The sequence below is a fragment of the Agromyces sp. PvR057 genome, from assembly GCF_040547485.1.
Lineage (GTDB): Bacteria > Actinomycetota > Actinomycetes > Actinomycetales > Microbacteriaceae > Agromyces.
The window spans coordinates 570,861-583,202 of sequence record NZ_JBEPPT010000001.1; the positions used below are offsets into that span (position 1 = coordinate 570,861).

Sequence of the window (12,342 nt, forward strand, 5' to 3'; positions counted from 1 at the left end):
GGTTCCGATGGTTCGAGGACGAACGCCGCGCGCGAGGCGCGCCGGCCGATGGGTCTCCGGCGCGACGAGCGCCCTGCTGGCCGCCGGCAGCCTGGCGATGATGGGCCCGGTCGCGTGGGCCGCCGAGCCGGCTTCGCTGCTGGCGTCGTACGACTTCTCGGAGGCGTCGGGCACGGTCGCCCACGACCTCTCGGGTGGCGGCCGCGATGCGACCGTCGTGGGCGGCGAGGCCTGGCGCAACGGGTTCATGCGGTTCACCGGGTCGAACCACGTGAAGCTGCCCGACGGGTTGCTGGCGGGCAGGTCGGCCGCGACGATCGTGATCGAGACGAGTCCGACGGCCCTGAGCGGTGCGAAGTTCCTCTGGAACATCGGCGGGTCCGGCGAAGGCGCCACCGGGCAGTTCTTCATCCAGCCGATCGCCCCGCGCGTGGCGATCACGAAGACGAACTGGTCGGGCGAGCAGACGGTGACGTCGGCCACGAAGCTCGCCGAGGGCCGCTGGCAGTCGGTGGCGGCGACGATCGCGAAGAACGCCGACGGCACGACGTCGACGCTGCGGCTCTTCATCGACGGGGTGCAGGTCGCCGAGAAGGCGAACTCGACCGTGAACCTGAGCGACCTGACGACGCACGCGATGAACTTCATCGGCAAGTCCGCGTACGCGGCCGATTCGCTCTATCAGGGGGATGTCTCGTCGTTCCGCGTCTACACCGAGGCGCTCCCGGCAGCGGACCTCGCCGCCATCGCGGCGACGGATGCCACGGCGGCCGCGGCTGAGACGGCCGCGGCGCTCGATCTGGCGGCCGTGAACACGCAGGACCTGTCGAAGGTCGAGACCGACCTCGTGCTTCCGACCGCCGGAAGCGTGACGTGGACGTCGTCGCCGGCCGGGATCGTCGGCGCCGACGGCACGGTCACCCAGCCGGCATCCGACACCGAGGTCACCCTGACGGCGACCTCGACCGTGCGCGGCAGGACCGCGACGAAGGCCTTCACCGTGACCGTGCTCCGCGCACCCACCGCCGCCGAGGCGGTGCAGCGCGACCTCGACGCGATCACCCTGCCGCACGCCGATGACGTGCGCTCCGACCTCTCGCTGCCGACGGCCGGTCCACGGTTCGGCTCGGCACTCACGTGGAGCTCCTCGGCCCCGGCCGTGGTCGACGTGATCGGCACCGACACGGTCGCGCCCGGCGTCGTGACGCGCCCCGCGAGCGGCGACGCGCGCGTCGTGCTCACCGTCACGGCGGAGAAGGACGGCGTCACGGCGACCCGCGACATCCCGCTCACCGTGCGCAAGGCGTTCGAGCTGGCCCCGACGACCGACTACCTGTTCGCGCACTTCACCGGCACCGAGGGCGCCGCGAGCGACGAGCAGATCTACTTCGCGACCAGCCGCGACGCCGCGACGTTCACCGACACCCGGGCGAGCGGCAATCCGGTGCTGTCCCTCGCCAAGGGGCAGGGCGACGGCGGCGTCCGCGACCCGTTCGTGGTGCGCTCGCCCGAGGGCGACCGGTTCTACCTCATCGCGACCGACCTCAGCATCTACCACCGCGGCGGCTGGGGCTCGGCGAACGCGACGGTCACGGGTTCGAAGGACCTCGTGGTCTGGGAGTCGACCGACCTCGTGAACTGGACGGAGCCCCGCTTCACCGACGTCGCGAGCGGCATCCCGAACGCCGGCATGGCCTGGGCGCCCGAGGCGATCTGGGACGACGTGACGCAGCAGTACTCCGTGTACTGGGCGACGCGTGCCGACGGCAACACCGAACTCGGCGACAGCGTCGACGTGTACCTCTCGACGACGCGCGACTTCCGCACCTTCTCGACGCCCGTGAAGTGGATCGACCGCCAGGGCTCGATCATCGACACGACGGTGATCAAGGTCGGCGACTGGTACTACCGGGCATCCGGTGACGGCCAGATCACGATCGAGCGGTCGAAGAAGCTCGATGCGGTGACCACCTCGGCCACGGCCAAGACCACGGGCACCGACCAGGAGTGGGTGCTCGTCGGCACCCTGCAGTCGATCCTGAGCGGCAGCGGCACCTGCGCCGCAGGCACGAACTACACCGGCGCCTGCCTCGAAGGTCCCGAGTTCTTCGCGTACAACGACGACGACCGCGGCGCCGCCCAGCAGCTCTACGGACTGCTCGCCGATCAGTACGGCGCCGGCAAGGGGTACCTGCCGTTCCGCACGACCGACCTCAACTCGACCTCCGCCTCGGTGTGGTCGAAGGCGACCAACGTGAACCTCGGCACGCTCAAGAAGCGCCACGGCGGCATCATGCCGATCACCGCTTCGGAGTACCAGCGCGTCATGTTCCACTACGCCGGCGTCGGCACGGACCCCGACCTCGCCATCGAGGCCACGGCGACGTCGCGCTGCGTCGCGGGCAAGGTCGGCCTCGTCGCCTCGGTGAAGAACGTCGACACGAGGGCGGCGGATGTCACGGTCGAGACCGCGTACGGCACGAAGACGTTCACGGGCGTCCAGCCGGGCAAGACCGTCTCGCAGGCCTTCTCGACGCGGACCGCGTCGATGCCAGAGGGATACGTCGCGGTCGACGCGACGGCGACGGGGGCGGGTTACGCGGGCGGCGCGTCGTACGAGTCCCGCTCCTGCGGTTGAGCGGTGTGCCCGCGCGGTGATCCGCGCGGGCACGCCGATCATTCCGAGACGTGATCCGAGGCGTCGAACGAATAGGCTGTGCACGTCGGCCGGTCGTCGAGCGGTCGAGGTCGGCGGTTCGGCATCGGGGAACCTGAGCGGCGACGACACTGCGAGACAGGAGACCGGTGGTGAGTGACGTCGAGAGCGGGGACCGCCCCGAGAAACTCGGCATCCGCGAGGTCGCCGTGCTCGCCGGCGTGTCGCACATGACCGTCTCGCGGGTGCTCAACGGACACCCCAACATCCGCCCGGCCACTCGCCAGCGGGTGCTCGACGTGATCGAGCAGCTCGACTTCAAGCCGAACAGCGCCGCACGGGCCCTCGCGACCCAGCGCACCCAGCGCATCGGCGTCATCGTCGACAGCTCGGTCGAGTTCGGGCCGACGAGCACGCTGCGCGGTCTCGAGTTCGCGGCGCGCGCCGGAGGCTACTCGGTGGCGTCGGTCGCGATGCAGGACGACGCGAGCCTCACGCCAGAGGGGGCGGTCAGCCACCTGATCGCCGAGGGCGTCGACGCGCTCTGCATCGTCGCGCCGCGTTCCTCCTCGGTGTCGGCGCTGCGCCGCATCTCGATCGACGTGCCGGTGCTCGTGGTCAAGGCCGCGAAGGACCCGAACTTCCTGACGGTCAGCGTCGACCAGCAGCTCGGCACCACGCTCGCCGTCGATCACCTGGTCGCGCTCGGGCACCGCGACATCCTCCACCTCGCCGGGCCCCTCGACTGGCTCGACGCCCGAGGCCGTGAGCGGGCGTTCCACGCGCGCATCGAGCAGTGGGGGCTCAGGGCCCGCCCGATCGTGGTCGGCGACTGGACGGCGGATTTCGGCTACGACTACGCCGTGGGCCTCAGCGGCATCCCCGAGTACACGGCGATGTTCGTGGCGAACGACGAGATGGCGTTCGGCGTCGTGCACGGCTTCCACGACCGCGGCATCCGGGTGCCAGAAGACGTGAGCATCATCGGATTCGACGACCTGCCGCTCTCCCGCCACTTCATCCCGCCGCTCACCACGGTCACCCAGGACTTCTACGCCCTCGGCGTCAAGGCCATGGAGGTCCTGCGTGCGGCGCTCGAGGGGCGCGAGATCCCGCAGCGGTCGAAGATCCCCAGCGAGCTCGTCGTGCGCTCGTCGACCGCGCCTCCGAGGGCGTCATGAACGCGAACGATGCCTCGACGCACCCCGTGGTCGAGATGACGGGCGTCACCGTCGACATCGACGGCACGACGGTACTGCACGGGGTCGACCTGCGCCTGTTCGCCGGCGAGGTGCATGCGCTCATGGGCGGCAACGGCGCGGGCAAGTCGTCATTGGTGAAGGCGTTGAGCGGTGCCTACCGCATCGGCGCCGGCGAGGTGCGGATCGGAGGCGAGCCCGTCGTGCTCTCGGGGCCGGCCGAGGCCGAGGCCGCCGGCATCGCCGCGGCCTTCCAGGACGTCGACCTCTGCGGCAACCTCTCGATCGCCGAGAACGTGATGATCGGTCACGAGGTGCGCCGCTGGTACGGCATCTCGTGGGGCGAGACCCGGCGGCGTGCCACCGCCGTGCTCGAGGAGCTCGACCTCGGAGACCTCGATCCCAAGCAGGCGGTGTCGACCCTGCCGCCCGCCCTCCAGCAGCTCGTCGCGATCGCGCGGGCCATGGTCACCCATCCCAAGGTGCTCGTCCTCGACGAGCCGACGTCGAGTCTCGACGCCGACGAGGTCTCGACGCTGTTCCGCGCGCTCCGGAAGCTCCGCGAGCAGGGCGTCGCGATCCTCTTCGTCTCGCACTTCCTCGAGCAGGTGTACGCGATCAGCGACCGCATCACGGTGCTCCGCGACGGCTACGGGCAGGGCGAGTACGCGACTCGTGAGCTCGATCGCGCGCTGCTCATCTCGAAGATGATCGGCAAGGATCTCGTCGAGCTGCGTCGCATCGGGTCGGATCGCCGCGCGCACCGGGTCGACCCGACGGGAACGCCCGTGTTCCGCGCGGTCGGCGTCGGTCGGCGAGGCGAGCTCGAGGCGACCGACTTCGAGTTGCATCGCGGCGAGGTGGTCGGCCTCGGCGGCTTGCGCGGCTCGGGGCGGAGCGAGTTCGGGCAACTGCTCACCGGGGTCGTGCGGAATGACTCCGGCGCGTTCCTGATCGACGGTCGGCCGGTCGGCCTGCCGAACCCGGCGACGGCGCTCCGGCGCCGCATCGCGTTCGCGAGCGAGGACCGTCGTGACGGCGGCATCATCGAGGAACTCAGCGTGCGCGAGAACATCATCCTCGCGCTGCAGGCGATCCGCGGCTGGGCCAGGCCGATCTCCCACGCCGAGCGCGATGCGCTCGTCGAACGGTACGTGGAGTCGTTCGGCATCGTCGCGCCGGGGCTGGACGCCCCCGCGCGGCAGCTCTCCGGCGGCAACCAGCAGAAGGTGCTGCTCGCGAGGTGGCTCGCGACCCGCCCGCTCGTGCTCGTGCTCGACGAACCGACCCGCGGCATCGACATCGCGGCGAAGGTCGAGATCCAGGCCCGCGTCGCCGAGATGGCCAGGGACGGCATGGCCGTCGTGTTCATCTCGTCGGAGCTCGACGAGGTCGTGCGGCTGAGCGACCGCATCGCGATCTTCAAGGACCGCCGCAAGATCGGCGAGGTGAGCAATGGTCCGGGGCTCAGCGTCGACACGATCATCGAGATGATCGCGGCCGACGACGAGGACGACGCCTAGGTGTAGTTCCCCTGGATCGGGGGTCGCGCGCCCTGTTTCCGGAATGTTATGTTTCCGGGAACAAACCGCTTGTGCGCCTGACTTTGTTCCCGGTAACATCTGGGGTGTGGGACGCGCCAAGCGTCGCCGCAATCACTCGAATCCGCTCAGCGGAAACACCGGCGCCATGGCGCCGGGTCTCAAGGAGGAGATCACATGTCAGTTCAGAGGCGATTCACGAAGATCCTCGGCCTGGCGGCCGTCGGTGCGCTGAGCATCGGCCTCGCCGCATGCTCGAGCGGCGGCGACAGCGGCTCGGATGCAGAAGGCGGCGACCTCACCACGGTCGGCTTCGTGGCGGTCGGCCCCGAGGGCGCATGGCGCGAGGCCAACGAGACGAACATCCAGGACACCTTCACGAAGGAAGCCGGGTTCGACCTCAAGTACGCGCCCGCCACCAACCTCGACCAGAAGTCGCAGATCGACGCGTTCACGTCGTTCGTCGACGAGGGCGTCGACGTGATCCTGCTGTCGGCCACCGAGGCATCCGGCTGGGAGGACTCGCTCGAGCGTGCGCAGGAGGCGGAGATCCCCGTGATCCTCCTCGACCGCGGCATCGAGCCCGACGACACCAGCCTGTACGTGACGCGCATCGCGCCCGACAACGTCGAGGTCGCGAAGGAGGTCGGCGCCTGGGCTGTCGAGCAGTTCCCCGACGGCGGCAACTACATCACCCTCGAAGGCCCCGCCGGCGTCGGCGTGGTGAACGAGCGCAACGAGGGCTGGGACTCGGCCGTCGACGGCTCGAAGCTCGTCGAGGTCGCGGCGCAGACCGCGAACTGGTCGGCTGAAGAGGGCAAGAGCGTCACCGAGACGCTCCTCAAGGCGAACGGCAACGACATCCAGATGATCTTCGCGCAGAACGACGAGATGGGCCTCGGCGCAGCCCAGGCGGTCGAAGAGGCCGGCCTCACGCCGGGCGTCGACGTCAAGATCGCCACGATCGACGGCACGAAGGCCGCCATGCAGGCGCTCGCCGACGGCCAGCTCAGCTACGTGCACGAGTACAACCCGCTCTTCGGCGAGACCGCCCTCGACGTCGTGAACAAGACGCTCGACGGCGAGTCGGTCGAGTCGTACATCATCGTGCCGAGCGAGGCATTCGATTCGGCTGAGGCGGCTCAGGCCGTGCTCGCCGACCGCAAGTACTGATCGGCTGACCACGCCGCGCATCGCGGCGTGCAGCGCACGCGGTGCGGGGTCTGCTGCCACAAGCGACCCCGCACCGCTCCATTTGAAAGGCCGGCCGCGCTCATGCGGTCGAAGCACAGGATGCGAATGCCATGAGTGAATCACTGCCCATCGTGGAGATGCGCGACATCTCCATCGAGTTCCCAGGCGTCAAGGCGCTGGACGGCGTGGACTTCCGCCTCTTCCAGGGCGAGGTCCACGCGCTGATGGGCGAGAACGGCGCCGGCAAGTCGACGCTGATCAAGGCCCTGACGGGCGTCTACAAGATCGACGGCGGCTCGATCATCGTCGGGGGCCAGGAGCGGCAGTTCCACGGCACCCGCGATGCCCAGAGCGCCGGTGTCTCGACCGTGTACCAGGAGGTCAACCTGGTCACGAACCTCACCATCGGCGAGAACGTGATGCTCGGCCACGAGATCCGCGGTGCGTTCGGCGTCAACTGGCGTGCGACCCACGCGGCCGCCACCGAGGCGCTCGCCCGACTCGGGCTCGACCACCTCGACACGCACAAGCCGCTCTCGACGCTGTCGATCGCGATGCAGCAGCTCGTGGCGATCAGCCGGGCCATGGCGGTCAAGGCGAAGGTGCTCATCCTCGACGAGCCGACCTCGAGCCTCGACGCCGCCGAGGTCGAGGGCCTGTTCCGGGTCATGCGGTCGCTCCGCGACCAGGGCGTCGCCATCCTGTTCGTCTCGCACTTCCTCGACCAGGTGTACGCCATCAGCGACCGGCTGACGATCCTGCGCAACGGCAGGTACGAGGGCGAGTACCTCACCCGCGAGCTCGACCGCCACGCCCTGATCTCGAAGATGATCGGCAAGGACCTCGGCACGCTCTCGTCGCTCGGCGGCAACCGCCGCGTCGAGCAGCGCGACTACGAGGCCGAGGAGCCGCTGCTCGCCGCGAAGGGTCTCGGCCGGCACGGCTCGATCGAGCCCACCGACCTCGAGATCCACCGCGGCGAGGTGGTCGGCTTCGCCGGCCTCCTCGGGTCGGGCCGCACCGAGCTCGCGCGGCTCCTCTACGGCGCCGACCGGGCCGACGAGGGCGAGATCACGCTGCACGGCAAGCGCGTGGACATCAAGAACCCGGCCGACGGCCTCGTCAAGCGCATCGCGTTCTCGACCGAGAACCGTCGCGACGAGGGCATCATCGCCGATCTCACCGTGCGCGAGAACATGATCCTCGCCGTGCAGGCCGAACGCGGATGGGCGCGCCCCATCCCGCGCAAGGAACAGGACGAGCTCGTCGAGAAGTACATCGCCGCGCTGAACGTGCGCCCGTCCGATCCGAACCGGCTCATCAAGAACCTCTCGGGCGGCAACCAGCAGAAGGTCCTGCTCGGCCGGTGGCTGGCGACGAAGCCCGAGCTCCTGATCCTCGACGAGCCGACGCGCGGCATCGACGTCGGCGCGAAGGCCGAGATCCAGGAGGCCGTGGCCGAACTCGCCGAGGACGGCGTCTCGGTCGTCTTCATCTCGTCCGAGCTCGAGGAGGTCGTGCGCCTGAGCGAGCGCATCGTCGTCCTGAAGGATCACCAGAAGATCGGCGAGATCGTCAACGGACCCGCCATCACCGCTCAGCACGTCGTCGACGTCATCGCCGCGCACGGTGTCGAGGCGGCGGCGGAGAGTGGCATCATCGATGCCGAGGCGGGTTCGCACCCGACCGAGGCCCCGCACGCGAGCGCGCTTGCGCCCGCTGCGCCGGAGGAGGAATCATGAGCACCGCTGCTCGATCGAACTGGCTGCGCGAGCTCATCCGCAAGCCGTACTTCTGGGGTGTGGTCGCGATCTTCGCGCTCCTCGCCCTCAACGTCCTCAAGGACCCGAACTACCTCGCACTGTCGGTCAACCCGGTCAACGGCAACCTCGTCGGCAACGTCGTCGACATCCTGAGGGCGTCTGCTCCGATCCTGATGATCGCCGTCGGCATGTCGCTCGTCATCGCCACCGGCGGCATCGACCTCTCGGTCGGCTCGGTGATGGCGGTCTCGGGCGCCGTCGCGATGGTGTTCATGAAGGATGCCGGACAGTCGGGCTCGCTCGGCGTGGCCCTCGGGGCCATCGGGCTCGCGCTCCTCGTGAGCGCCGTCCTCGGCGCGATCAACGGCGTGCTGGTCGCCTACATCGGCCTCCAACCGTTCATCAGCACGCTCATCATGATGCTCGCGGGCCGCGGCATCGCGAAGGTCATCACCGAGGGGCAGAACACCTCCGCCACGAACGATCCGTTCCGGTGGATCGCGAACGGCTTCGTGGTCGGCCTGCCCGTGGTGTTCCTCCTCGCGATCGTGATCGTGATCATCGTCGGCCTGGTCGTGCGCCGCAGCGCACTCGGCCTCATGATCGAAGCGATCGGCATCAACCCGAAGGCGAGCCGCATGGCGGGCATCAAGCCCAGCGGCCTGCTGCTCACCGTCTACATCCTGAGCGCCGTGCTGGCGGGCATCGCCGGCATCATGTCGGTCGGCACCGTCATGACGGTGGACGTCTCGCGTACGGGCTACCAGATGGAGCTCGACGCGATCCTCGCGGTCGTGATCGGCGGCACCTCGCTCGCCGGCGGCAAGTTCTCGATCGGCGGCGCCGTGGTCGGCGCCCTGCTCATCGCGACGCTCGACAAGACCATCGTGTTCCTCGGCATCTCGTCGTCGGCCACCCCTGCCTTCAAGGCGATCGTGATCGTCGTGCTCTGCCTGCTGCAGTCCGAGCGGGTGCGCAGCTGGTTCGGCCAGCGGCGCAAGCCTCCGCAGCTGAAGTCCGACTCGACCCCCGTTGCGCCGAAGCAGCAGAAGCAGGAGGTGACGGCATGACCACCGTGCAGACCCCCCGCGTCGACGCACCCGTCGAGGCATCCGCATTCTCGAAGATCGTCGCCCGCGTGAAGCGCGTCGTGTCGTCGAACCCGTCGGTGCTCCCGACCGTGGCGGCCATCGTCATCTTCGTCGCCATGGTGATCTACGGCGAGGTGGCCTACGGCCGCATCGTGCAGTACAACACGCTGTCGAACCTGTTCATCAACAACGCGCACCTGATCATCCTCGCGGTGGGCATGACGTTCGTGATCCTCACGGGCGGCATCGACCTGTCGGTCGGCTCGGTCATCGCGCTCTCGAGCGTCGCCGGCGTGATGCTCGCGAACGCCGGGTGGAATCCGTGGCTCGTGATCGTGCTCATGGTCCTCATCGGCACGGCCATGGGCCTCGCCAGCGGCATCCTGATCCAGTACTTCAACGTGCAGCCGTTCATCGCGACGCTCGCCATGATGTTCCTCGGTCGCGGCCTCGCCGCGCTGCTGAGCACCAAGCCCGAGCGACTCGCCGACGACTCGCCGATCCTCTGGCTCGGCGAGCAGTTCAAGGTGATCGACGGCGAGAAGGTCAACGACGTCGTCATCACGCCCGGCGTGATCATCGCGCTGCTGGTCGTGCTCATCGCGTTCTTCGTGCTGCACCGCACCCGCACGGGCCGCACGGTGTACGCGATCGGCGGTTCCGAGAGCTCGTCCGCCCTCATGGGCCTCGCGGTGCCGCGAACGAAGATCCTCGTGTACGTGATCAGCGGAACGCTCTCGGGCATCGCCGCCGTCGTCTACACGTCACGCCTCGGCATCGCGCAGAACATCACCGGCATCGGGTGGGAGCTCGACGCGATCGCGGCGACCGTCATCGGCGGCACCCTGCTCACGGGCGGGTACGGCTACGTGCTCGGCTCCGTCGTCGGCGCCCTCGTGCTCGGCCTGATGAACGTGCTGATCACCCGCGACGGCGGCATCCCGCCCGAGATGACGACGATCATCACCGGCGGCATCCTGCTGGTCTTCGTGCTCCTGCAGCGCGCGGTGACGTCGAAGCGGCACACCTAGCCGCCGCAGGGCCTGAACGATCGAAGGGCGGATGCCGTGTGGCATCCGCCCTTCGTCGTGTTCCGGCGTGCTCGTTCCGGGCTACTCGACGAGCTTGCCCGCGACCGAGACCTCCTCGCGCATGAGGGCGGCGATCTCGTCGGGGATGGGCGGGATCGACTCGCGGGTGACCCCGCCCGACGGCGACCAGACGAGGTTGACCTGCAGCGCGGCATCCGTCTCGGGGTGGTCGCTGCGGTTGTGGCAGCCGCGGGTCTCGCGCCGTTCGAGGGCGGCCTCGAGTGTGGCACGTGCCGCGAGGGCGGCGGACTTGAGGTCGAACGCGTGCGCGAGGTCCTGGTACCCGGCGATGTCGGGGTGCACGCCGATGTCGGCCATGCGGGCCTCGATCGCGTCCAGCTCGGCGAGGCCGGCCAGCAGTCCCTGCTCGTCGCGCACGACGCCGGCGTGCTCGGTCATGGTGTTGCGGATTGCGCGCTGCAGGGCGCGCACGTTCTCGGTGCCGTCCGAGGCGAGCAGGCCGGCGATCTCGTCGCGCGCCGTCTGCACGGCGGCGGCCGACCGGGCTTGCGCCGGGAGGTCGGCCGAGTACGCGGCGGCGGCCTGGCCGACGATGCGTCCGAACACGAGCAGCTCGATGAGCGAGTTGCCGCCGAGGCGGTTGGCGCCGTGCAGGCCACTCGATGCCTCGCCGATGGCGTAGAGCCCGGGGACATCCGTGCCGTGGTCGTCGGGCCGCACCCACACGCCGCCCATCGAGTAGTGGGCGGTGGGAGCGATCTCGATCGGCTCCTTCGTGATGTCGAGCATCTGCAGCTCGAGCATGGTCTGGTAGACGCGGGGGAGGCGCTGCATGATCGTCTCGCGCGGCAGGTGCGAGACATCCAGCCAGACACCGCCATTGGGGGTGCCGCGCCCCTCCTTGATCTCGGTGTAGCAGGCGAGGGCCACGCGGTCGCGGGTCGAGAGCTCGAGGCGCTCGGGGTCGTACCTGTGCATGAAGCGCTCGCCGAGGCCGTTGGTGAGGATGCCGCCCTCACCGCGAGCGGCCTCGGAGATGAGCGTGCCGGCCGCGTTCTCGGGCTCGATGATGCCCGACGGATGGAACTGCACGAGCTCGGGGTCGCGGAGCCGCCCGCCCGCCTCGACGGCGAGGCGGAAGGAGTCGCCCGTGTTCTCGTCGCGCCGCGACGACGTGCGCCGCCAGATGCGGTTGTGCCCGCCGGCGGCGAGGATGACCGCGTCGGCATGGATGAGGTACCGCGTGCCGTCCTCGAGGTCGAACCCGTAGGCGCCGAACACGGCGCCGTCGTCGTTCACGAGGATGCGCGTGACGTAGACCGTGTCGAGGATCGGCACGTCAAGCTGCGCGGCGCGGTTGACGAGCGTGCGCTGGATCTCGAGGCCGGTGTAGTCGCCCGCGAACGCCGTGCGGCGGTAGGTGTGCGCGCCGAAGAAGCGCTGCGAGATGCGGCCGTCGTCCTCACGGGCGAACGGCATCCCGTAGCGCTCGAGGTCGTCGATGCCGCGGGCCGCGCCCGACGTGACGATCTCGACGGTGTGCGGGTTGGCGAGCAGGTAGCTCTCCTTGAGGGTGTCGGCGGCGTGCTGCTGCCAGCTGTCGTCGGCGTCCATCGTGGCGAGGGCCGCGTTGATGCCGCCGGCCGCGAGCGACGTGTGCGCGTCGGACTTGGGGCGCTTGCCGAGGGCCAGCACGTCGACGCCGGCCTCGGCGAGTTCGATGGCGGCGCGCAGGCCGGATCCGCCCGTGCCGATGACGAGGACGGTCGTGGAGATCCGCCGCTCTGCGGGGCGGTCGGCGGGAGTCGTGGTGCTCATGGCGTCCACGTTAGGCAGCGGCATCCGA

Annotated in this window: 8 protein-coding genes; 7 read left to right on the forward strand and 1 reads right to left on the reverse strand. The window is 69.5% G+C overall.

Annotation, left to right across the window (positions count from 1 at the left end):
- Positions 1 to 7 precede the first annotated feature (7 nt).
- From ABIC29_RS02530 to ABIC29_RS02560, 7 genes are all read left to right on the forward strand, one after another.
- Positions 8 to 2,638: an immunoglobulin-like domain-containing protein gene (locus ABIC29_RS02530; protein WP_354242421.1), complete on the forward strand. Its 2,631-nt coding sequence runs from the start codon at positions 8 to 10 to the stop codon at positions 2,636 to 2,638.
- 170 nt (positions 2,639 to 2,808) lie between these two features.
- Positions 2,809 to 3,837: a LacI family DNA-binding transcriptional regulator gene (locus ABIC29_RS02535; protein ID WP_116082254.1), complete on the forward strand. Its 1,029-nt coding sequence runs from the start codon at positions 2,809 to 2,811 to the stop codon at positions 3,835 to 3,837.
- Positions 3,834 to 5,378 (forward strand): sugar ABC transporter ATP-binding protein, encoded by a 1,545-nt coding sequence (locus ABIC29_RS02540; protein ID WP_354242424.1) that lies wholly within the window; start codon positions 3,834 to 3,836, stop codon positions 5,376 to 5,378. The genes ABIC29_RS02535 and ABIC29_RS02540 overlap by 4 nt, the downstream gene beginning before the upstream one ends.
- Positions 5,379 to 5,573: 195 nt before the next feature.
- Complete coding sequence (locus ABIC29_RS02545; RefSeq protein ID WP_116080702.1) at positions 5,574 to 6,569, forward strand: ABC transporter substrate-binding protein; 996 nt, start codon at positions 5,574 to 5,576, stop codon at positions 6,567 to 6,569.
- 131 nt (positions 6,570 to 6,700) lie between these two features.
- The gene (locus ABIC29_RS02550) at positions 6,701 to 8,332 is read left to right on the forward strand and encodes a sugar ABC transporter ATP-binding protein (protein WP_116080703.1); all 1,632 of its coding nucleotides are present in this window, start codon (positions 6,701 to 6,703) and stop codon (positions 8,330 to 8,332) included.
- Entirely contained in the window at positions 8,329 to 9,423 is a 1,095-nt protein-coding gene (locus tag ABIC29_RS02555; protein WP_116080704.1) for an ABC transporter permease, read from the forward strand. Before ABIC29_RS02550 ends, ABIC29_RS02555 begins: the two co-directional genes overlap by 4 nt.
- Positions 9,420 to 10,475 carry an ABC transporter permease gene (locus ABIC29_RS02560; protein ID WP_116080705.1) on the forward strand — a complete coding sequence of 352 codons (1,056 nt, stop codon included), beginning with the start codon at positions 9,420 to 9,422 and terminating at the stop codon, positions 10,473 to 10,475. Before ABIC29_RS02555 ends, ABIC29_RS02560 begins: the two co-directional genes overlap by 4 nt.
- An 81-nt stretch (positions 10,476 to 10,556) precedes the next feature.
- On the opposite strand, the gene ABIC29_RS02565 is transcribed toward ABIC29_RS02560, so the two are convergent.
- A complete protein-coding gene (locus ABIC29_RS02565; protein ID WP_354242429.1) occupies positions 10,557 to 12,314 on the reverse strand; it encodes an L-aspartate oxidase in 1,758 nt (585 codons plus the stop codon).
- Between the last annotated feature and the right edge of the window lie 28 nt (positions 12,315 to 12,342).

Bases quoted from the DNA above. Each gene is read 5' to 3' on its own strand.
- ABIC29_RS02560 (WP_116080705.1), top strand. From the start codon at position 9,420: ATGACCACCGTGCAGACCCCCCGCGTCGACGCACCCGTCGAGGCATCC.
- ABIC29_RS02545 (WP_116080702.1), top strand. From the start codon at position 5,574: ATGTCAGTTCAGAGGCGATTCACGAAGATCCTCGGCCTGGCGGCCGTC.
- ABIC29_RS02550 (WP_116080703.1), top strand. From the start codon at position 6,701: ATGAGTGAATCACTGCCCATCGTGGAGATGCGCGACATCTCCATCGAG.
- ABIC29_RS02555 (WP_116080704.1), top strand. From the start codon at position 8,329: ATGAGCACCGCTGCTCGATCGAACTGGCTGCGCGAGCTCATCCGCAAG.
- ABIC29_RS02565 (WP_354242429.1), bottom strand. From the start codon at position 12,314: ATGAGCACCACGACTCCCGCCGACCGCCCCGCAGAGCGGCGGATCTCC.
- ABIC29_RS02530 (WP_354242421.1), top strand. From the start codon at position 8: ATGGTTCGAGGACGAACGCCGCGCGCGAGGCGCGCCGGCCGATGGGTC.
- ABIC29_RS02540 (WP_354242424.1), top strand. From the start codon at position 3,834: ATGAACGCGAACGATGCCTCGACGCACCCCGTGGTCGAGATGACGGGC.